Origin of the sequence: Kitasatospora sp. NPDC001547, assembly GCF_042894165.1 — a bacterium.
Lineage (GTDB): Bacteria > Actinomycetota > Actinomycetes > Streptomycetales > Streptomycetaceae > Kitasatospora.
In genome coordinates, this window is record NZ_JBIAVL010000004.1 from 417,506 (window position 1) to 437,620 (window position 20,115).

17 protein-coding genes are annotated in these 20,115 nt (G+C 75.1%); 8 read left to right on the plus strand and 9 right to left on the minus strand.

Features of this window, described 5'->3' with window-relative positions:
- Positions 1-11: 11 nt before the first annotated feature.
- The 6 genes from ACFY0X_RS10095 to ACFY0X_RS10120 all read right to left on the minus strand — a co-directional run bounded on the left by ACFY0X_RS10095 (position 12) and on the right by ACFY0X_RS10120 (position 5,828).
- A complete protein-coding gene (locus tag ACFY0X_RS10095) occupies positions 12-1,091 on the minus strand; it encodes an NAD-dependent epimerase/dehydratase family protein (RefSeq protein ID WP_387751504.1) in 1,080 nt (359 codons plus the stop codon).
- A complete protein-coding gene (locus ACFY0X_RS10100; RefSeq protein WP_387751507.1) occupies positions 1,088-2,179 on the minus strand; it encodes a glycosyltransferase family A protein in 1,092 nt (363 codons plus the stop codon). The genes ACFY0X_RS10095 and ACFY0X_RS10100 overlap by 4 nt, the downstream gene beginning before the upstream one ends.
- Before the next feature lie 11 nt (positions 2,180-2,190).
- Positions 2,191-3,801 carry a Rieske 2Fe-2S domain-containing protein gene (locus ACFY0X_RS10105; RefSeq protein WP_387751510.1) on the minus strand — a complete coding sequence of 537 codons (1,611 nt, stop codon included), beginning with the start codon at positions 3,799-3,801 and terminating at the stop codon, positions 2,191-2,193.
- A gap of 105 nt (positions 3,802-3,906) precedes the next feature.
- Positions 3,907-4,131, minus strand: a complete 225-nt coding sequence (locus ACFY0X_RS10110) for a hypothetical protein (protein ID WP_387751513.1) — start codon at positions 4,129-4,131, stop codon at positions 3,907-3,909.
- A gap of 128 nt (positions 4,132-4,259) precedes the next feature.
- Positions 4,260-4,400 (minus strand): hypothetical protein, encoded by a 141-nt coding sequence (locus ACFY0X_RS10115; protein WP_387751516.1) that lies wholly within the window; start codon positions 4,398-4,400, stop codon positions 4,260-4,262.
- Between the two features lie 381 nt (positions 4,401-4,781).
- The gene (locus ACFY0X_RS10120) at positions 4,782-5,828 is read right to left on the minus strand and encodes a YncE family protein (protein WP_387751518.1); all 1,047 of its coding nucleotides are present in this window, start codon (positions 5,826-5,828) and stop codon (positions 4,782-4,784) included.
- 125 nt (positions 5,829-5,953) lie between these two features.
- Between ACFY0X_RS10120 and ACFY0X_RS10125 the strand changes: the two genes are divergently transcribed.
- The 4 genes from ACFY0X_RS10125 (at position 5,954) to ACFY0X_RS10140 (ending at position 11,544) form a co-directional block, all read left to right on the plus strand.
- Positions 5,954-6,877, plus strand: a complete 924-nt coding sequence (locus tag ACFY0X_RS10125) for a LysR family transcriptional regulator (protein WP_387751521.1) — start codon at positions 5,954-5,956, stop codon at positions 6,875-6,877.
- Positions 6,878-6,962: 85 nt separating this feature from the next.
- A complete protein-coding gene (locus ACFY0X_RS10130; RefSeq protein WP_387751524.1) occupies positions 6,963-7,493 on the plus strand; it encodes a hypothetical protein in 531 nt (176 codons plus the stop codon).
- A 146-nt stretch (positions 7,494-7,639) separates the two neighbouring features.
- Complete coding sequence (locus tag ACFY0X_RS10135) at positions 7,640-9,271, plus strand: multicopper oxidase family protein (RefSeq protein ID WP_387751526.1); 1,632 nt, start codon at positions 7,640-7,642, stop codon at positions 9,269-9,271.
- A 335-nt stretch (positions 9,272-9,606) separates the two neighbouring features.
- Positions 9,607-11,544 (plus strand): amino acid transporter, encoded by a 1,938-nt coding sequence (locus ACFY0X_RS10140; RefSeq protein WP_387751529.1) that lies wholly within the window; start codon positions 9,607-9,609, stop codon positions 11,542-11,544.
- 128 nt (positions 11,545-11,672) lie between these two features.
- Here the strand turns inward: ACFY0X_RS10140 and ACFY0X_RS10145 are convergent, their stop codons facing one another.
- Positions 11,673-12,278 carry a transglycosylase family protein gene (locus ACFY0X_RS10145; RefSeq protein WP_387751531.1) on the minus strand — a complete coding sequence of 202 codons (606 nt, stop codon included), beginning with the start codon at positions 12,276-12,278 and terminating at the stop codon, positions 11,673-11,675.
- Positions 12,279-12,700: 422 nt separating this feature from the next.
- Between ACFY0X_RS10145 and ACFY0X_RS10150 the strand changes: the two genes are divergently transcribed.
- The 4 genes from ACFY0X_RS10150 (at position 12,701) to ACFY0X_RS10165 (ending at position 17,773) form a co-directional block, all read left to right on the plus strand.
- A complete protein-coding gene (locus ACFY0X_RS10150; protein WP_387751534.1) occupies positions 12,701-13,348 on the plus strand; it encodes a lysophospholipid acyltransferase family protein in 648 nt (215 codons plus the stop codon).
- Between the two features lie 132 nt (positions 13,349-13,480).
- The gene (locus tag ACFY0X_RS10155) at positions 13,481-14,578 is read left to right on the plus strand and encodes a tetratricopeptide repeat protein (RefSeq protein ID WP_387751537.1); all 1,098 of its coding nucleotides are present in this window, start codon (positions 13,481-13,483) and stop codon (positions 14,576-14,578) included.
- A gap of 85 nt (positions 14,579-14,663) precedes the next feature.
- Positions 14,664-16,772 (plus strand): hypothetical protein, encoded by a 2,109-nt coding sequence (locus ACFY0X_RS10160; RefSeq protein ID WP_387751540.1) that lies wholly within the window; start codon positions 14,664-14,666, stop codon positions 16,770-16,772.
- 53 nt (positions 16,773-16,825) lie between these two features.
- Positions 16,826-17,773: a phosphorothioated DNA-binding restriction endonuclease gene (locus ACFY0X_RS10165; protein ID WP_387751543.1), complete on the plus strand. Its 948-nt coding sequence runs from the start codon at positions 16,826-16,828 to the stop codon at positions 17,771-17,773.
- 323 nt (positions 17,774-18,096) lie between these two features.
- Here ACFY0X_RS10165 and ACFY0X_RS10170 read toward each other — a convergent pair whose 3' ends face one another.
- Both ACFY0X_RS10170 and ACFY0X_RS10175 read right to left on the minus strand, forming a co-directional pair.
- Entirely contained in the window at positions 18,097-18,792 is a 696-nt protein-coding gene (locus ACFY0X_RS10170) for a sirohydrochlorin chelatase (RefSeq protein ID WP_387751546.1), read from the minus strand.
- The gene (locus tag ACFY0X_RS10175; protein WP_387751549.1) at positions 18,792-19,913 is read right to left on the minus strand and encodes a uroporphyrinogen-III synthase; all 1,122 of its coding nucleotides are present in this window, start codon (positions 19,911-19,913) and stop codon (positions 18,792-18,794) included. Before ACFY0X_RS10175 ends, ACFY0X_RS10170 begins: the two co-directional genes overlap by 1 nt.
- Positions 19,914-20,115 lie beyond the last annotated feature (202 nt).

The following is a 20,115-nucleotide window of genomic DNA, read 5'->3' on the forward strand; positions in this document are numbered from 1 at the left end:
CTTCGCTGCTGTCAGAAGAGGACCTTGACCGTGCGCAGGGCACCCTCGCGCCAGCGGTCGGAGTGCGTCCGGCCGGTGGTTCCGGCCACGGTGGACCGGTTCTCGCGGTACCAGGTGAAGCTGCGCCCGATGGCGGTCGCGTTGGAGTGGCGGGGGGTGAAACCGAGCACCTCGCGGGCGTCGGTGATGTCGACGCAGGAGTCCCGGGTGAGCTTCTGGACGAGGCGGCCGTAGACCGGTGACAGCCGCAGCGCGGCCAGCGTCCGCAGGGCCGCCTTCGCCGGGCCGAGCGGCAGCGGGACGACGCGTCTGCCGTGGCCGGCGAGGTCCAGGACGACCTGGCAGTCCTCGCGGAACGAGCCGTACTCGGCCGCGCCGACGTTGAACTCCCGGTTGATCCGCTCGCCCGGCATGGTGAGCATCGCGGTCACCAGGTCGCAGAGGTCCTCGACGTCCAGCATCTGGTTGAGGGTGTGGCCGCCGCCGAGGACGGGGAAGCCGCGGCCGTCCAGCGCCCAGTCGAAGAGCATCGCGAACACGCCGAGCCGGCCCGGGCCGATGAAGGTCTTCGGGCGCAGCACGGGCACGCACATGCCCCGGCTCCGGTGGTCGGCGCACAGCCGCTCGGCGGCGATCTTCGCGGCGTTGTACGGGTCGACCGGGACGAGCGGGTGGGACTCCGGGGTCGGCGTGCGCTCCGGCAGGCCGTACACCGCGGTGGAGGAGATGTGCAGCACCCGGTCGGTCCCGGCCCGCCGGGCGGCGTCCAGGACGGTGCGGGTGCCGTCGACGTCCACCGAGCGGATCTCCGCCGCCGGGTGGCTCGGCAGCGCGGCGGCGCCGTGCACCACCACGTCCGTCTCGGCCGTCAGCCGGCCGAGCAGGGTGCGGTCCCGGACGTCGCCGACCACCGCCTCCACGGAGGGCAGGGCGGCGAGTGCGGGCGGCAGCGGGCGGCGGTCGAGGGCGACCACCCGGTGCCCGGGCGAGCTTCCGAGCCGGCGGACCAGGGCGCTGCCGAGGAAGCCCGCCGCGCCGGTGAGCAGGACGCGCTGGGGGCGGGCGGCGGGTCGGGGGGTGTCGGGGGTCACGGGCGGCCTGCCGGCCCGCTCGGGAGCGGGTTCCGGCCCGCGCCGGGTGCCGCCGACGAGGCACCGGCGGCTGGACCGGCGCCCGCTGGCGGCAGTTGACGCCGGTACAGCCGCCGGAACCGCGGGCTCAGCAGCCACTGGCCGGCGCCGACCGCCGCGCCCGCGGTCACCGCGGTGCCCGCCGCGAAGTGCAGGGCGGTGTACGCGACGGTGGTCGCGACCCCGCGTTCGCGGACCAGGAAGGCGTGGAAGCCGCGGTCGGCGAGCACGGCGCCGGCCGCCAGCGCGGCGGTGACCGGAAGCGTCCGGCGGGACACCAGGGCCAGCGGCAGCGAGGCCGTCGCGCCGGCCGCGGCGAGCGCGGCGAAGGCCCGGGAGCGGGTCTCGAACCCGCGCATGAAGCCCCGGTGGTCGACGTAGAGCGGCACCCGCAGCCGCGCCCGCCGGAACAGCTTGCGGACCAGGGCGGACAGCCGCTCCTCGTCGTTGTGCCGCCCGACCACCGCGGAGCTGAGCTCGATCCGGTGGGTGGCCGACAACCGTACGCCGAAGTCGATCTCCTCGGTCTGGCGCAGGGCCGGGTTCAGCCCGCCGGAGTCCAGGAACAGCGACCGGCGGATGGCCGCCAGGGCCGAGAACCAGGGGGTGACGGTGCCTTCGGAGCTGATCCGCCAGTAGTACGACTGGAGGATCCGGTAGTCCCCGACCCGGGTGGTCGGCAGCAGCGGGTGCTTGTCGGTGATGCCGCACACCGATCCGACCTCCGGGTCGGCGGCCAGCCGCTCCACGGCGGCGGCGACCGAGGTCGGGGACAGGCCGACGTCGGCGTCCAGGAAGAACACGATCTCGCCGCGGGCCTCCCGGGCACCGCGGTTGCGGGTCTCGGCGGGGCCGGAGTTGCGCTCCTGGCGGACCAGCCGGCACGGGTACCGCTCGGCGACCAGGGCCGAGTCGTCGGTGCTGGCGTCGTCGACCACGACGATCTCGACGTTGGGGTAGGTCTGGGCGGTCACCGCCTCCAGGCAGGCGGGCAGCGTGCGGGCGTCGTTGTAGAGCGGGATGACCACCGACACCAGGGGAAGGGTCATGACAGTCCTGTTCAGGCCGCGGGGATCTCGGGCAGGTCCGGGTCATCGTCGGACGGGTTCACCCGCGCCTCGCTGATGATCTTCCGGTCGTCACTGGTCAGGCAGCGGCCGGTGGCCAGGTCGAACTCCCAGTCGTGCAGCCGGCAGGTGAGCACGCCGTCCCGGTGGGAGCCGAACCGGACCAGGTCCGCCTTGAGGTGGGGGCAGAGCCGCTGGACGACGTAGTCGCCGGCCCGGGCGCGCTCCTCGGTCTGGCTCAACTCCGCGTAGTAGCCCTCGACGTAGGACATCCGCTCGGTCGATAGGGAGGCGAAGAAGGTGGTCACGAACTCGTTGAAGGGCCCCTTGCGGGCCGCCTTGAAACGGCAGGACAGGAACAGCTCGTTCGCCCAGTCGGGGCAGCGTTCGGCGACCAGCCGTTCCACCAGCGGCCGGGGCAGCTCGAAGCGGTAGCGGCACTCCTCGCCCGCCCAGCGGGCCACCCGGCGGTCCAGGAAGTCGAACAGGATCTGCTCGGTGCCCGCGCCCGGGGCCCCGGCCGCGTCCGCGCCGTCCACCACCTCGACCAGGACCCGGCCGTTGACGCCCTCGCAGGTGTGGTCGGCGTACCGCAGCAGCGGCTCCACCCACTCCTGGAGGCTCGTCAGCAGGTCGGTGCGGTCGGTCGGCCAGCCGGCCTTCTCCGTGCGGATCCGCTCGGCCCGGCGGGCCTGGTAGTCGCGCAGGTAGCCGGTGCGGTCGTCGCGGATCCGGGCGACCGTCCGCTCGTCGACCTGCTCCAGCCGGAAGCCTCGGTCCGGGCCCAACTCGGTGACGGTGCCGGGCAGGAACAGGTGGGCGTTGGCCACCCCGTGCTCGCGCAGGAAGTCGAGGAACACCCACTGGTCGGGGAAGATGTTGGCGTCGTCGCCGTCCAGGTCGTTGAGGTGGAAGAGCTCCTCGTCGAGGAAGCAGGGCGGCCCGGCGAACGGGAAGACGTGCTCGGCGCCGTACTGCTCGACGTAGTTCAGCGCGCGGGCCATGCCGTTGCGGCGCTTGCGGCGGCCGACGGTCTGCTTCATCCGGGCGGGGAAGTCGTACACCATCGGGTACCAGATCGCCCCGGAGTACTGGAGGAAGTGCCCGGCGAGCGGCCCGAAGGACCTGATCCGGGGCTCGTCGACCGGGCGGGCGTCGTTCTGGTTGAGGATCCTGGTGCCGTTGTCGTCGACCAGGATCGCGGAGTCGCCGATCGGGCCGTCGGTCGGCGAGGTGAGCGCGTTGACCATCACCCGGACGCCGCCGTCCAGCGGGGTCGGTTCGAGGTCCCGGGTCTGCACGAAGTGGCGGAAGCCGAGGTCCTCCAGGGACGTCCGCAGGTCGCGGACCGGGAAGTCCGGCAGCAGCACCACGGTGTCCTTGGACATCCGGGTCCGCAGCCACTCGGCGTCGAAGTGGTCGTGGTGGAGGTGGGAGACGTACAGGTACTCCGCGGTGTGCAGCTGGGCCGTGTCCATCGCCTCGTTGTCGGGGAACGGGAACCAGGAGGCGAAGAAGGCCGGGTTGAACCAGGGGTCGCACAGGATGCGCCCGGCACTGGTCTCCACGAGCAGGCCGGCGTGGCCGACGGATGTGATGCGCATGAGTCTCCAAAGGCGGTCGAGCGACTTCGGGAGGAGGCGGACCGGGTGGGCGACGGCGGTGCGTGCGTGGGGGAGCCGCCGTCGGGTGACCGTCCCGTGCGGGCGTCAGCGGGCGCCGTGCGGCGGGCGGGCGGGGCGGTCGAGCACGTTGAAGTCCGCGACGGCGAACCGGGCGAGCGCGGTCGGTCCGGCGACGGCGCGGTGGGCGATCGCGATGGCGCGGCCGACGGCGTCGACCAGATCGCAGCCGGCCAGGTAGAAGGTCAACCGGACGCCGCGCGGGGTGACCTGGACATGGACGTGCTCGACGCCGTCGCGCGCGGACGTCACGCCGTCCAGGGCCGCGAGCACGGCCCCGGCGGTCGGCCGGGCGTCCGCCGAGCCGCCCGCGGCGGCGGTCAGCAGGACGCCGACGAGGTGAACCGGAGGTCCCGGGAGGTGTGGGGGAGACCGGCCGGTCAGCCCCAGGAGAAGCCGTCGCCGGCCGAGGCCCGGACGGCCTCCGGCGCCGGACAGCCGGGGAACGCGACGGCCGGTGCGGTGCGGAGCCCGGTCGTCGCCCGGTGCACGGGGCCGCGGGAACGCGCGGAGGTGAACATGGGGAAGTCCTCCGAATCGTGGGGGGGTTTCGGGCCGCGTTCGTTCGTCCGCGGCCTCTGCGGTCCCAAGATTCGCACGCGTCCCGGAGCGCTCACACGGGTTCCGGGGTGACACCAAACGCGTGGCAGCTTCGGGCCAGGGACGGGTCACCGGGTCGACCCCAAGTGAGCTGCGCGGCAGCGGCCTTGGCAGGTTTGGGTCAGGCGGAAGCTGTCAGCTCCCGGCCGCCGGGCGTCCCGCGATGTGGACACCGGCGCGGTCCGTCCCCCGCCGGTGCGGCCGACGCGCCCCCGCCCCGCCGGTGCGGCCGAACGCCCCGGGCCCCTCGCGCGGAACTCTGGCGCGAGGGGCCCGGGGCGGGGGTGGAGGAGCGCTCGGGGTCAGGCCGGGCGGGGGAGGTAGGCCAGGCCGTGGGCGCCCGGGTCGGCGAGCTTGGGGATGGTCAGCCGGGAGACCGGGGTCAGGGTGGCCAGGTCGATGACGTCGACGGTGGAGGACACCACGCTGGCGACGTAGGCGAGTTCGCCGTCCGGGGAGGAGGTGATGGTGAGCGGGAAGAGGCCCACCTCGACGGAGCCGATCAGCCGGTGGTCGTCGGCCCCGAACACGGTGAGGCGGCCCGGGAGTTGACGGCCCAGGGCGTTGGCCGGGTCGGGAGCCAGCCGGACCTCGCCGGCCAGGATCCGGCCGGTCGAGGTGAGGTGGACCGGCAGGGCCGGGGACTCCGTGGGCAGGACGGCCGTGACGGTCGCGGTCGGGACGTCGATGACCCGGACGCCGGGGGCCGCGGCGGGGGCGGCGGAGGTGGAGAGGTACGGGCCGGCGGCGTAGACCCGCTTGCCGTCGGGGGAGACGGCCAGGCCCTCGCTGCCGGGGACCTCCACCTTCGCGGTCAGCACCCCCCGTTCGAGGTCCACCACCGAGACGAAGGGAGCCTCCTTGTTGGTGGCGAAGCCGGTCCGGCCGTCCGGGGAGACGGCGAACCAGTGCGGGCCGGGGGCGTCGGTGTCGATCCGGCCGAGCGGGCGGCGGGTCTCGGTGTCGATGACCACGACGCCGCCGGGGCGGTCCTCGCCGCCCTCCACGCTGACGTAGAGGCGGCGCCGGGCGGTGTCCAACGCCAGCCCGTGCGGGCCGTGTTCGGGGGCGAGGTCGATCACCTCGACGATCCGGCGGGTGTCGGCGTCGATGACGGTCAGCTCGGTGCGGCGGCCGCTGTTGGCGTGGTAGTAGCCCGAGCGGTACGCGCTGGTGCACCAGAGCAGCCGCTGGGTCGGGTCGAAGCACAGCTCGTGCGGCTCGGCGAGGACCTCGACGGTGTCCAGGAGCCGGTCGGTGGCGGCGTCGAAGAACGAGACGGTCGGACCGCTCTGGCTGACGACGGCGAGGACGTCGCCGGCGCGGGCGGCGCGGGAGGGCTGTGACATGAGGACTCCTCAGAAGGTTTCGCGGTCGTCTCCACCTTCGTCGGCGGCCCCGACCGGAACAATGCAAGAATCGGCATCGCATAGTTGCCCAGGACGCAAAGACACAGCTCGGGAGCGTACGGTCGATGGACCTCAACCTGCTGCGGGCGCTGGACGCCCTGCTCCAGGAGAACAGCGTGACCCGCGCGGCCGAGCGGCTCGGCACCTCGCCGGCGGCGGTCAGCCGGATGCTGGCCCGGCTGCGCCGGGCCGTCGAGGACCCGCTGCTGGTGCGCGCCGGGCAGGGCCTCGTCCCCACCCCGCGGGCGCTCGAACTGCGGGAGGAGGTGGCCGCGTTGCTGCGCGGCTGCGACGACGTGCTGCGGCCCGGCGCTGGGTTCGACCCCGTGCACCTCGACCGCACCTTCACGGTGCAGGCCGGTGAGCTGCTGCTGGCCCGGACGGCCGGACCGCTCGCCGAGCGGGTCCGGGCCGAGGCGCCGCGGGTGGACGTGGTGTTCCTGCCGGAGAGCCTGGAGGGCGGCCCGGCGCTGCGGCAGGGCCTGGTGGACGTGGAGCTGGGCGTGCTCGGGCAGCTGGACCCGGAGATCCGCAGCCGCGGACTGCTGAGCGCCTCGCTGGTCGGCCTCGCCCGCGACGGCCACCCGCTGTTCGACGGCCGCCGGATCACCGCCCGGCGCTTCGCCGCCGTCGACCACATCGGCGTCTCCCGGCGCGGCAAGCGGCTCGGCCCGATCGACACCGCGCTGGCCGGGCTCGGGCTGCGGCGCCGGGTGGCGGTCGTCGTGCCCAGCCACACCGGCGCGATGCTGCTGGCCCGGGACAGCGACCTGGTCACCCTCGTCCTGGCGGACTGGCTGCCGGACACCGTGGCCGCGCTGGGGCTGCGGACGTTCCCGATCCCGCTCGAACTCGCCCCGCTGGAACTGGGCATGGCCTGGCACCCGCGCAACTCGGCCGATCCGGGGCACCGCTGGTTCCGCGAGCACGTGGCGGCCGCGGTGCTGGGCGCCGGCCCCCGTGGGGCGGGGGAGCGTCCGAGGGAGTGAACGCGGCGCCCCGGCGCGGCCCCCGAGGTGAACTCGGGATACCCTGCCGGGGTACATCGAGGCGGGCGTCGACGGGAGGCGGAGGATGGTGCGGTCACGGCCGTTCGGCCCGCCGGTGCCGTGGGCGCCGCGCCTGCTGCTGCTCGCCGCCCTGCTGCTCGGCCTCGTGACCATGCACACCCTCGGGCATCCGGGCGGCGGACACGGGGGAGCTGCCGGCGCCGGCGGGCACGAGGGGGCCGGGACGCACGCCTCCGCGACGCACGGCTACGCGATGGGCGCCTCCGCGACGCACGGCTACGCGATGGGCGCCTCCGCCGTGCTCCCGGCGGCGGGTGCCGCGCACCACGGCCCGGCCGTCGAACCCGCGGCGGTCCCCGCGGCCGCCCGCGCCACGGCCGACCCCGCCGCCCCCGGCGGCATGGACCCGATGACCGTCTGCCTCGCCGTCCTGTCCGGCTGGACCCTGCTGCTCCTCCTGGTCGGCCCGCTGCTGCGCCGCAGCGGCGACGCCGCCGCCGACGTCCGGGCCCGGCTGCTGCGGGCCGTCCGCGCCCTGCCCCCGCCCGGGGGCGGGCGGTTGCTCCTCACCCGGCTCTCGGTGCTGCGCCAGTAGGCGCGCGCCCGCCGTCCCGTGCCCGCGCCCGCTCAGTGGCGCCCGCGCGCACCTCCGCACGCCCGCTCGCGCCCTGCGGCGCCCGCGCACGGAACGGCCGACGCGACGTCCCGCACACCCACACACCGCACGAGGTGCACTCCGCCATGCGCACACCCACCCGTCGTACCGTCCTCGGCGCCGCGCTCGCCGCCGCCGGGACCGGCCTGCTCACCGCCTGCTCCTCCGACTCCATGCAGGGCATGGACCACGCGTCCATGAACCACGGCGCCACGAGCGCCACGTCCGGCCCGACCGGCCCGTCCGCCGCCCCGGCCGGCTACCTCGCCCCGAACGGCCCCGAGGTCGCCGCCGCCGAGGCCGCGCGCAACCCCGGACCGGAGCGCAAGGTCGCGCTCACCGCCACCGAGACCACCCTCGACCTCGGCGGCCGCACCGTCCGCAGCTGGGCGTACGGCGACCGGCTGCCCGGCCAGGAGGTGCGCGCCACCCTCGGCGACACGCTCGCCGTCACCCTCGCCAACCACCTGCCGCAGTCCACCTCGCTGCACTGGCACGGCCTCGCGCTGCGCAACGACATGGACGGCGTGCCGGGCCTGACCCAGGCCGACGTCAGGCCCGGCGCCTCCTTCGAGTACCGCTTCGCGCTCGCCCACCCGGGCACGTACTGGTTCCACCCGCACTCCGGCGTCCAGCAGGACCGCGGCCTGTACGCCCCGCTGATCGTCGAGGACCCCAAGGAGCCGCTGGCCTACGACCGGGAGTGGGTCGTCGTCCTGGACGACTGGGTGGACGGCGTCGACGGCAGCACCCCGGACGCCGTCCTCGCCGAACTCGCCCGGGGCATGGGCGGGACGGACCACTCGGGCGGCTCCGGGCACGACATGTCCGGGATGCCGGGCCACGACCCGGCGGGAACGTCCGGGACGGCCCCGGCCGCCCCGACCGGCCCGGCCCGGATGCTGATGGGCGCCCGGAGCACGCTGCTCGGTGGCGACGCCGGTGACGTCGCCTACCCGTTCCACCTGGTCAACGGCAGACTCGCGACCGCCCCGGAGACCTTCACCGCCAAGCCCGGCGACCGGATCCGGATCCGGCTGGTCAACGCCGGCGGCGACACCGCCTACCGGGTCGCCCTCGGCGGCCACGAGCTGACCGTCACCCACACCGACGGCTTCCCGGTCGAACCGGCCACCACCCAGGCGCTGCTGCTCGGCATGGGCGAGCGCTACGACGTGCTGGTCACCGCCGGGGACGGCGCCTTCCCGCTGACCGCGCTGGCCGAGGGCAAGAACGCCACCGCCCTGGCCGTGCTGCGCACCGGCGGGGGCGCCGCGCCCGACGCCGCCGTCCGCCCGGCCGAACTGGACGGCCGGCTGGTCACCGCCGGGCAGCTCAGGGCCGCCCCGGCCGTCCGGCTGCCCGCCAGGCAGCCGGACCGCACGGTGCGGCTGGAGCTCACCGGCGGGATGGCGAAGGCCGACTGGGCGTTCAACGGCCGCGGGTACGACCCGGCGCAGCGCCACCCGGTGGCGGCGGGCGAGCGGGTGCGGCTGGAGTTCCGCAACAGCACCACCATGTGGCACCCCGTCCACCTGCACGGCCACAGCTTCGCGCTGCCCGGCGACGGCCCGCGCAAGGACACCGCGGTGGTGCTGCCGGGCGCGACCCTGGCCGTCGACTTCGACGCCGACAACCCGGGCCTGTGGATGGTGCACTGCCACAACGTCTACCACGCGGAGACGGGCATGATGACCGTCCTAGGTTACCGGGCCTGACCCAGGCTCCCCCCCCCGAGAGAGAAAGCCTCCGGGTCTCGCCCCGGGAAGGGCCCCGAATTCTCCACCGGTTCGGGGTCCTTCCCCTCCCGGCATCCGGCCCACCTCGGCGTGCCGCCGCCGCCGACCCGCGCGGCCATGACGTTTTCTTAACGCGGCCGATGGCGGATTCCTGACGCCGGTCGCATAGCGTGTCGCACTGCCGTCGCTCGACGGCGTTCTTCCCGGGGTCTTCAAACAAGAGGTGCAAGGTGGTTTCGTCGGGTTCGACGGAGACGGCGGAGTCGGACGCGCCGTCCGCGCGAATACGCCTCCGCAGCTGGTTGCTGGAGGACGTGAGCGCGGCGAAGCCCGCGCAGCCGTCCACCGCGGAGGGCGCCCCGGAGGCGTCGCCCGAGGGCGCGGCCGCGGAGGACCCCGCCGCGCACGGTGCGCACCCCGGCCGGCGCTGGTGGCGGGTGATGTGCCTGACCGGCCTGGACTACTTCTCGACGCTCGGCTACCAGCCGGGCATCGCCGCCCTCGCCGCGGGCGTGCTGTCGCCGATCGCCACCATCGTGCTGGTGGTGGTCACCCTGCTCGGCGCGCTGCCGGTCTACCGGCGGGTGGCCAAGGAGAGCCCGCACGGCGAGGGCTCGATCGCGATGCTGGAGCGGCTGCTGTCGTTCTGGAAGGGCAAGCTGTTCGTCCTCGCGCTGCTGGGCTTCGCGGCCACGGACTTCCTGATCACCATCACGCTGTCGGCCGCCGACGCGAGCGCGCACCTGGTGGAGAACCCGCACCTGACCGGCGCCCTCGGCGGCAAGCAGGTGCTGATCACGCTGGTCCTGGTGGCGCTGCTCGGCGCGGTCTTCCTCAAGGGCTTCAGCGAGGCGATCGGCCTGGCGGTGTTCCTGGTCGGGACGTACCTGCTGCTGAACGTGGTCGTGGTGGCGGTCGGCCTCTGGAAGATCGTCGAGGCGCCGCACGTGGTCACCGACTGGACGGACGCGCTGACCGCCCAGCACGGCAACCCGATCGTCATGGTCGGCGTGGCGCTGGTGACCTTCCCGAAGCTGGCGCTCGGCCTGTCCGGCTTCGAGACCGGCGTCGCCGTGATGCCGCACATCAAGGGCGGCCCCGACGACACCGAGGCGAACCCGGCCGGCCGGATCCGCGGCACCCGCAAGCTGCTGACCACCTCCGCCGTGATCATGAGCTGCTTCCTGATCGCCACCAGCTTCATCGCCACGCTGCTCATCCCGGCCGACCAGTTCAAGGCCGGCGGCGACGCCAACGGCCGCGCCCTGGCGTACCTGGCGCACGAGTACCTGGGCGGCGCCTTCGGCAGCGTCTACGACCTCTCCACCATCGCGATCCTCTGGTTCGCCGGCGCCTCCGCCATGGCCGGCATGCTCAACCTGCTGCCCCGGTACCTGCCGCGCTACGGCATGGCCCCGCACTGGGCCCGCGCGGTGCGGCCGATGGTGATCGTGCTGACCCTGATCGGCTTCCTGGTCACCTGGATCTTCGACGCGGACGTGGACGCCCAGGGCGGCGCGTACGCGACCGGTGTGCTGGTGCTGATCAGCTCCGCCGCCATCGCGGTGACCATCGCCGCGTACCGGAAGCGCGAGCGCGGCTGGACCGTCGCCTTCGCGGCCATCTCGGCGATCTTCCTCTACACCACCGTGCTGAACGTGCTGGAGCGGCCGGACGGCCTGAAGATCGGCGCCTGCTTCATCGCCGGGATCATCCTCGTCTCGCTGCTCTCCCGGCTGCGCCGCGCCTTCGAGCTGCGCGTCACCAGCGTGGCCCTGGACGACACGGCGGAACGTTTCATCAGGGACTACGCGCACCGCCCGCTGCGGCTGATCGCCAACGAGCCGAGCCACCGCGACGTCGCCGAGTACCGCGACAAGATCCGCCAGATCCGCGCCGACAACGACATCCCCGGCGAGGACGACCTGGTCTTCGTCGAGGTGACCGTCCGCGACGCCTCCGACTTCGAGGCCGAGCTGACGGTGCGCGGCGAGGTGCTGCACGGCCGCTACCGGGTGCTCACCCTGGAGAGCTCCAGCATCCCGAACGCGCTCGCCGCGCTGGCGCTGAACGTCCGGGACCGCACCGGGCAGCAGCCGCACCTCTACTTCGAGTGGACGGAGGGCAGCCCCTTCGCCCAGTTCCTGCGGTTCTTCCTGTTCGGGCAGGGCGAGGTCGCACCGGTCACCCGCGAGGTGCTGCGCGAGGCGGAGCCGGACCGCTCGCGCCGCCCGCGCGTCCACGTCGGCTGACCCACCGGCGACGGCCCGCCCGCTCACCAGGAGCGGGCGGGCCGTCGGCGCGTCCGGGAGGTCCTCCCGGTGCGGCGCCGCCCGCGCCGGGGCGGGCGCGGGCGGCGGACCGGGGTGGGCCGGCGGGGTCAGGACGGGAGGTCGAGGACCAGGCCGGGGTGGATGAGGTCCGGGTCCTCCCCGATGGCGGCACGGTTGAGCTCGTACAGCGCGGGCCAGCCGCCGGGGACCCGCAGGGCCTCGGCGATGTCGGCGAGGGTGTCGTTCTCGCGGACGGTCCAGGTGCCGTCCTTCGACGCGGCCCGGGCCGGGGCGGCCGGGGGAGCCAGGACGGTCTCGCGGCCGCCGTGGCCGCGGGTGGCGCGGGCGCCGCAGACGGGCCACGGGGAGAGGCCGCGGCGGTCGGCGAGGTGCTGGGCGACGGCGATCTGCTGCTCGCGGGTGGCGAGGTCGGCTCGCGGGGCGTACGCCGGGCCACCGTTCTCCCGCCAGGTCGGCTGGTCGAACTGGAGGCCGCCGTAGTAGCCGTTGCCGGTGTTGATGCGCCAGTTGCCGCTGCTCTCGCAGGCCGCCACGCGGTCCCAGTCGTACGAGCCGTCGCCCGCCCTCCCGGGGTCGGACCCGCTGTCGCGGCCCGGTGGCGCGGCGTGGGCCGCGGGGGCGGCGGCGAGGGCCACGGACAGGGCGCAGAGCGCGGTCGGGACGATGCGGCGCAGACGGGCGGTGGCAGGCATGGGCGGCTCTCAGGCTCGGGGACAGGACCGGCGCCGTCCGCGGACGGCGCCCTCCCACCCAGGCACGCCGCACGGGGCGTTTCGCCGCCGACACGTCCGACAGGTCACCCGCACGGCGGCCCCGGGCCACTCCGGCGGCCCGCGGCCGATCGGCCGTCACCCTCGTCGCCGGGCCCGGCCGCTCCCCGATCCACAGGGACGGGGGGTCTCCTCCTTCCCGGTCTCCGACACCTACCTCGGGCACGAGACGAAGAACGACGAGCCCGTCCCCGTGGTGGTCTCCGAGCGGGACGGCCGTGGACCGGATCACCGTGCGGCGCGGCCGACCCGGTCCGGTTTGAGTACTCCTACTCAGGCGGCCGGCGGCGGCGCCCGGCGAGCATGGAGGCGTCACTCCGCCGAAGTCCCACGAAGGAACCGCCATGCTCAGCCGGATCGCCGCCGCCCTGGTGCCCGCCCTCGGCCGTCTGTCCGTCACGTCCGAGGTCGCGGGCCCGGTCGCCCCGGGCAGCATCGTCGCGGCCAACCACAGCTCGCTCGCCGACCCCGGCGTGGTGCTGGCCGCGCTGCGCCGGCTGGGCACCGAGCCGGTGGTGATGGCGACCGCCGGGCTGTGGCGGGTGCCGCTGCTCGGCGGGGCGCTGCGGGCCGGCGGGCACATCCCCGTCCACCGCGGGACGGCCCGGGCGGCCACGGCCCTGGACTCCGCGGCGGCGGCCCTCGCGGCCGGCCGGGTCGTCCTGATCTACGGCGAGGGCGGCCTGCCCGAGCGCCGGGACCCGCACGACGCCGAGCCGCGCGCCTTCCGCACCGGCCTGGCCCGGCTCGCCGCGGCGAGCGGCGCCCCGGTGGTGCCGCTCGGCCAGTGCGGCGCCCGCCGCCTCAGCTCCGGCGGCGCCGCCAAACAGCTCGCCGGCTTCGCCACCGCCCCGCTGCGCCGCCCCGCCCTGCACGTCCACCTCGGCACCCCGCTCCAGCTGGCGGGCGACATCCCCGCCGCCACCGCCGCCGCCCACCACGCCGTCACCGCCGCCTGGCGCACCGCGCAGCGCCGCTGCCCCCGGCGGTGAGCCCCCGCATGGTCGCGCGACCGGTGTGCCGCGGCGCTGCGCGCCGGTCGGCGGAGCGGCTTGTCGGTGCGGGGTGGGACGGTGGGGAGCGCGGGTAGGCCGGGTGGGGGACGGATGACTGGGGAGGCGTGTGTGAGCGGGGAACCGAGCATCGACTGGGAGCCGCAGTACCGGGCGGACCGTACGCGTCCCGAAGTCCTCGCGTGCTTCGAGCGGTTCGTCTCCGCTCCGGACGCGGAGGGGCTGGCCGCGCTGAAGGCGGCGGCCCTGTCGGCCGACCCGCTCCCGGGGGACCTGCACGCACTGGCGTCGGCCCACCTGGTCGCGGGGCAGTTCGCGGAGGCGGTCCCGCTGCTGGAGTTCCTGGCGGACGCGGGGCCGGAGGACCCGGCCGCGCGGTGCGACCTCGCCACCGGCTACACCCGGATCGGCGGGGTGGACCGGGCCGCCCGGGAGCTGGAGCGCGTCCTCGCGGCCCACCCCGACTGGGTCGCCGCCGAGCGGCAACTCGTCGACGTCCGGGCCTGGTTGCGGTGGCACGAGGCGTCCGTGGACGTGCTGCGGCAGCAGGCCGGCGTGCTCTCCGGACTGGTCGCCGACGGGCCAGGTGGCCCGGACGAGTGGCTCGCCCTGGGGAGGGTGCTGTACCAGCTGGCCGCGGTCCCGCGCAGCGGCGTGGACTGGCCGGACGTGGTGGGCGTCCTGGAGCGGGCCGACCACCTCGACCCCGACCGCGAACCGGTGCTGGAACTCCTCGCGGCGGCGGCGTACCGGGCGGGCGCCGAGGCCCGGTGGCAGGCGGCGGTGCTGGGGCTGGTGCGGGTCGCCCCCGGGTCCGGCCGCCTCGACCACTGGCGCTCGGCCCCGCCCGCCGCCGCGCCGGACCCCGACCGGCTGCTCGCCCTCGCGGCCGAGCCCGCGGAGACGCACGGCGCCGTCCGGGACCTCCGGTCGCAGTACCGGACGAGCCCCAACAACCCGGACGTCCTGCGCTGCGTGGTGCAGGCCGAGGCCGGCACCGGGAACGCGGCCGAGGCGCTGTGGCTGGCCGAGAGCCTCGCCGCCGTCGAGGAACTCGACTTCTACGGGCACGGCGCCCTGGCGATGGTCTACCGGATGCTCGGGGACGGCCGGGCCCACCACCATGCCGCCGTGGCGCTGGAGACGGCGCCGGACGAGGACGAACGGGCCGAGTTCCGGGCCCGGTACGACGGCCTGGGCAGCGCCTGACGGCGCCACGGGTGGCACTCCGCGGTGACGCGGTGAAGTTCCCGTTCTGCTGCGCTTGGACCGAATCGTGCGGTATTCATCTCCCATGACGACGGTCGATGAGCTTCGCGAAGACCTCGAACGCCTCCTGACGGCGGCGGAGCGGTGGCTGCAGAACCTGTCCTCCGCCCCCGACCTCGAGCTGGACGGCGACCAGATCGCCCGGGACGTGCGGCAGATGCGGAGCATGCGCACCCGCGCACTGTCGGCGATGCTGAACGTGGCGTTGGTCGGCAGCCAGTCCTCGGGCAAGAGCTTCCTGGTCAGCGGCCTGCAGCACGGTCTGAAGTACGTCGAGGTCGAGGAGGACGACGGCGGCGTCGCCGACCTCTACACGGGAATCCTGCCCTCGGCCTCCAACGCGACCACCGCCTGCCCCTCCACCGTCGTGCCCGTCCGGCGCGGCCCCTCCGATCCGGAGTTCAAGCGGGGCCTGCTGCGGGTCTGCTTCGCGGAGTCCACGGCGGAGGGGTGGGTGGAGATCGGCAGCGACCTCTCGCCGGCCGAGGTGGCGGCCTACGGCTCGGGCGACAACCTGCAGGACCGGCGGCCGGAGCACATCGGGCTCACCGTCAAGGAGATCGAACTGCTGCTCCAGGACCCGCCGTTGGCGGCCAAGCTCTACGACCTGCCCGGAGCGCAGTCCCCGGACCGGTCGCACGACGCGATCATGCGGCGGGCCTGGGCCGAGGCGGACTGCTTCATCTACGTCACCCAGGCGACGTCGAGCCTCTCCGACCCGGAGCTGGAACTGATCCGGGACCTGCACCGGCACCACCTGGAGACCGGGAAGAAGGTCCTGTGGGTGCTCACCGGGATCGACCGGGCGAACCAGCGGGACGCGACCACGCAGAAGCTGGCCTGGCGCACCACGCAGGAGACGAACAACGCCTACCTGTACCAGCACTTCGGCCACGGCCCCTACAGCGACGCCACGTTCATCGGGCCCGGATTCGTCGCCGTCTCTCCCGCCTGGGAGGCCCAGGCCGCCTTCCAGGAGGAGGACGGACAGGCGAGGATCGCCGGGCGGAACCGTCGGAACAGCAACATGGAATCGCTCCGCGCGCTGCTGTCCGGCCTGGTGGACGGCGGGGCGGGCTACCGGCACCTCGTCCAGATCGCCGACGAGGCGCGGCTGCTGGTCAAGCGCAGGCACCGCCCCGTCCTCGACCAGGTCGGCGCGCACCAGCTCTCGGTGAGCGACCTGGCCGACCAGCTCGCCGAGGTGCGGGAGCGCATCCGGAGGACGGAGGACTCCGCCGACCGGGTGAGCGCACAGCTGCGCAAGAGCCTCGACCGGCGGATCCGGGAAGCCGAGCAGCCCTTCGGGAAGCTCGCCGACCACCTGCACCGGGGGCTGGACGGGCTGATCGACGGCGGCAACCTCGATGCCGAGCACAACAACCAGATCGAGGTGCGGCAGAACCACGTGTTCGCCGAGTGGATGACCGCTCCCGCCGGGCCGGCCGTGCTCTGGCAGCACGCGCTGGAGGCGCTCAGCCAGGAGGGGCACGCCCTGCTGAGCGCGTCCCTCGGCGACGAGGAGAGCGACTTCCGGCTGGTCGCGCCCGAACCCTTCGACACCACGGGGATGCTGGGCTCCAGGCCTGAGCGCAGCCCGTCGGACCTCTACCGCATGGTGCAGACCGCGGGCGCGACCGTCGGGCTGATCGGCCCGGTCGCGGGGGGCACGGCCTGGCTGATGACGAGTCTCTCGCTGGCCACCCTCGCGCTGCCGGTGGCGGCCGCGGTCGCGGTCGGCGCGGCCGCCGTGGCCGGTGCCAAGGCGCTCAAGGAACGCGAGTCGGTCGTCCAACGGGCCCGCGGCGAACGGAAGCAGGCCATCGCGGGGCAGGTCGTCACGGCCCAGAACGACTTCAGGAAGGTGGCCGAACAGCAGGGCCTGCTGTTGATCGACGCCGTCGAGAACCACATCCAGCAGTACCGCAACCGGCTCCACGCCACCCTCCACCAGATCGAGGCGCGGATCAACGCGCCGGACATCGTGCGGAGCCGCGAGCTGGTCGGTCGGCTGACCCCGCTGAACGACGAGGGCCGGGAGCTCATCAGCAGCCTGATGGACATCAGCGACCAGGCGCGCGGCGAGCTCTCCCACTCCTCGACGACGCACGGCGGGCACCGAGGCGGGCACTGAGGCGGACTTGGCGGCTGCGGCCCCGCTACGGCTGCAGTACTACGCTGGCGGGCATGGACTGGCTCGACCGGGTGGCGCGGCTGAGGCGCTGGACGAAGCGCGGCGAGCGTGCGCCGCACAAGCCCTTGCTGCTGCTGTACGCCCTGGGCGGCTACCAGCGGGACGCGGAGGGCGAACTGCGGTACAGCGCGGTCGAGGAGGAGCTGAGACGACTGCTCGCCGAGTACGGGCCGCCGCGTCCGACGACTCCGGCCTACCCGTTCCACCACCTGGTCAGCGACGGGGTGTGGGAGGTCCGCACCGACCGGGGCCCGGGCAGCCCCGGCAGCGGGATCGGGGTCCTCCGGTCGAGCGGCGCCACCGGTCGGCTCGCACCCGCGCTGCGCGAGTCCCTGGCGGAGGACCCCGCCCTGCTGGGACGGATGGCCAGGGTGCTGCTGGACGTCAACTTCCCGTCCTCCCTGCACACCGAGCTCTGCGAGGCGGTCGGCCTCGACCTGGAGCGGGCCGAGACCGTCCTCGCGGGCGGGGCCGACACCGCGGCCCGGCGGCAGCGCGACCGGCGGATGCGTGAACTGATACTCACCGCCTACGAGTTCCAGTGCGCCTTCTGCGGCTACGACGGCGCCCTCGGGGCGAGCACGGTCGGCCTGGAGGCCGCGCACGTGCGCTGGTGGTCGCACGAGGGGCCGGACGAGGTCGACAACGGCCTGTGCCTGTGCTCGCTACACCACAAGCTCTTCGACAAGGGCGTGCTGGGCCTGGGCGAGGGCCACCGCATCCTGGTCTCCGACCGCTTCGTCGGCCGCAGCGAGGCCAGCCGCCGCCACGTGCTCGCCCTGAACGGCCGCCCCGTGATCGGCCCCCAACCCGGCCGCCCGCCGGTCGCGGACCGGCACCGGGAGTGGCACGTGCAGCAGGTCTTCCACGGCGAACCGCGCCAACCGTCGGATTCGACGCCCTCCTGCGTGGCGTCGAGGCGGGCGGGTTCGACCACCTGACGATGTGACGGCCCGTGCCCCGGGTGTCCTGGGGCACGGGCCACCGTTTGTGTGCGGCTGCCGGGTGAGGGCGGGTTCGGGGGTGGGCGCCGTACGGGGGTGGCGCGAGGCCCGTGGGTTCGGCCAGGCATGGTCGCCCAGCAGGGCCAGGGCGGCGGGCAGCGGGTCGCGGGCGTCGGCGACCTGACGGCGTGCCAGGGAGGTGGGTGAGACCGAGGCCGTGTGCGTGAGAAGTCGGCCGGGCCGACTTCTCACGCACGTCACGGGGCTCGGAACGGCCAGGAGAGATCGACCGCAGCCGACCTCGCCGGAGCCGGGTGCGGTCAGGCGGCCGCGAGCGCCTCGGTGGCCGCCCGGGCCTGGTCGTAGCGGTGGAGCACCAGGCGGGCGACGGCCGGGTGGGGGCCCAGGGGGGCGCTGGTCCAGGTGGCCGCGGTCGTGGCGGCGCGGCGGGCGAAGAAGCCGGGGGAGAGGAAGTAGCTCGCGAGGGCGACCTCGGGGTGGCCGGCCCGCCGGAGGTCGGCGACCGCCTGGTGCGGGGTGGGGGTGGCGGCCGACAGGTGCGACGGGGTGACCGGGCGCCCGAGCCGGGCGGCCAGCAGCGCGGCCATCCGGGCGGTGTCGGCGAGGGCGGCGGGGTCGGAGGAGCCGGCGCCGGCCAGCACCACGGGGGCGTGCGGCGGTGCGCCGCTCTCGGTGAGACGGTCGGCGAGGGCCTCGGCGAGCAGCGGGTGCGGGCCGAGCACGGGGGCGAGGTGGGGCAGCGGGAGACCGGCGGCGGCGAGCGCGGCGGGGAGGTCGACCCGCTGGTGGTAGCCGTTGGAGAGGAGGAGGGGGACCAGGACCGGCCGGGAGCCGGCGACTTGGGAGAGGGCTTCGGCGAGCGAGGGGCGGGCGAGGTCCAGGAAGCAGCAGCGGACGGGCAGTTCGGGCCGGAGCGAGCGAACCGTCCGCAGCAGCAGGCGGATCGAGGCGCCGGCCGCCTGGTCCCGGCTGCCGTGCGCGACGGCGAGCAGCATCAGCCCGCCGCCAGCCGGTAGCCGCGCTTGGGGACCGTCCGGATCAGCCCCGCGTGCGGCCCCAGGGCGGCCCGCAGCCGGCCGACCGCCGCCTCCACCGCGTGTTCGTCGGCGCTCGCGTCCGGCCAGGCGGCGCGCAGGAGTTCGGCCCGGCTGAGCACCCGGCCGGGCCGCTCGGCGAGTGCCCGCAGGACGGCGGCGCCGCGCGGGCTGAGCCGGTGGCTCTCGCCGTCGACCAGGACGGCGTTCCCCTGGAGGGTCAGCAGCAGCCCGGGCAGGGGGACTTCGCGTCGGGATCGGCCCGGCAGGGTGTCCGCGAGCAGTCGGACCAGGGCGCCGAGCCGGCCGCGTTCGGGGTGGACGGCGGGCAGGCCGAGCTCGGTGAGCGGCCGGGCGCAGAGCGTGCCGACGCAGACCGGCAGGACGTCCGCGCGCAGGGCGTCGAGCAGCGCCTCGCGCAGGCCCTCGTCCTCCGCCGCGGCGAGCAGCGCGGTGATCGCGGGGGCGCTGGTGAAGGTGAGCGCGTGCACCTGGCGCCGTACGGTCTGGTCGAGCAGGCGGCGCACCGCCCCCGGGTCCTCCGGCGGTGCCCAGCGGTACACCGGGACGGAGATCACCTCGGCGCCGCGTTCGCGCAGCGCCGCCGCGAAGGCGTCCAGCCGGACCCCGTGCTCCTGGACGGCGATCCGCCGCCCGGCCAGCGGGCGGGCGAGCAGCCAGGTGAGCAGTTCGTCGGTGGCCTCGGTGGCGGGGGACCAGCCCTCGTCCAGCCCGCTCGCCCGGACCGCCCCGGTGGCCTTGGGGCCGCGGCTGAGCACCACCGCGCCGCGGCAGGCCTCGGCGAGCGCGGCGCCCCGGCCCCAGCCCTCGGCGGCGCTCATCCAGCCGCGCCAGCCGACCCCGGTGGTGGCCACCACGTAGTCGAGCGGGCCGGCCAGGCAGCGGTCGGTGGCCTCGCGCAGGGCGAGGTCGTCGGCGAGCGGCAGGATGCGCAGCACCGGGGCCTCGACCACCTGGGCGCCGCGCCGGGTGAGCAGCGCGGTCAGCTCCTCGCGGCGGCGCGCGGCGGTGACGCCGACGGTGTAGCCGGTGAGGGGCCCCGGCTGGGTGAGGGTTGCCATGCCGGTCAGCCTCCGCCGCACGTGTTACGGGGGCATTGCCCGGCCGTCACCTGCCGGTAAGCGAAAGTGCCGCCGAGGTTACGGCAGATGTCCGGCCGTGCACCCTGCGGCCGGGACGGCGTGAGCGAGGTGTACCGCGCACGCAACACCGGCGACCCGCTCGCGAAACAGCGGGCGGCGACCTTTCTGGGCATGACGCCGA

Bases quoted from the DNA above. Each gene is read 5' to 3' on its own strand.
- ACFY0X_RS10175 (WP_387751549.1), bottom strand. From the start codon at position 19,913: ATGGCAACCCTCACCCAGCCGGGGCCCCTCACCGGCTACACCGTCGGC.
- ACFY0X_RS10135 (WP_387751526.1), top strand. From the start codon at position 7,640: ATGCGCACACCCACCCGTCGTACCGTCCTCGGCGCCGCGCTCGCCGCC.
- ACFY0X_RS10150 (WP_387751534.1), top strand. From the start codon at position 12,701: ATGCTCAGCCGGATCGCCGCCGCCCTGGTGCCCGCCCTCGGCCGTCTG.
- ACFY0X_RS10130 (WP_387751524.1), top strand. From the start codon at position 6,963: ATGGTGCGGTCACGGCCGTTCGGCCCGCCGGTGCCGTGGGCGCCGCGC.
- ACFY0X_RS10170 (WP_387751546.1), bottom strand. From the start codon at position 18,792: ATGCTGCTCGCCGTCGCGCACGGCAGCCGGGACCAGGCGGCCGGCGCC.
- ACFY0X_RS10125 (WP_387751521.1), top strand. From the start codon at position 5,954: ATGGACCTCAACCTGCTGCGGGCGCTGGACGCCCTGCTCCAGGAGAAC.
- ACFY0X_RS10145 (WP_387751531.1), bottom strand. From the start codon at position 12,278: ATGCCTGCCACCGCCCGTCTGCGCCGCATCGTCCCGACCGCGCTCTGC.
- ACFY0X_RS10105 (WP_387751510.1), bottom strand. From the start codon at position 3,801: ATGCGCATCACATCCGTCGGCCACGCCGGCCTGCTCGTGGAGACCAGT.
- ACFY0X_RS10160 (WP_387751540.1), top strand. From the start codon at position 14,664: ATGACGACGGTCGATGAGCTTCGCGAAGACCTCGAACGCCTCCTGACG.
- ACFY0X_RS10165 (WP_387751543.1), top strand. From the start codon at position 16,826: ATGGACTGGCTCGACCGGGTGGCGCGGCTGAGGCGCTGGACGAAGCGC.
- ACFY0X_RS10120 (WP_387751518.1), bottom strand. From the start codon at position 5,828: ATGTCACAGCCCTCCCGCGCCGCCCGCGCCGGCGACGTCCTCGCCGTC.
- ACFY0X_RS10100 (WP_387751507.1), bottom strand. From the start codon at position 2,179: ATGACCCTTCCCCTGGTGTCGGTGGTCATCCCGCTCTACAACGACGCC.
- ACFY0X_RS10115 (WP_387751516.1), bottom strand. From the start codon at position 4,400: ATGTTCACCTCCGCGCGTTCCCGCGGCCCCGTGCACCGGGCGACGACC.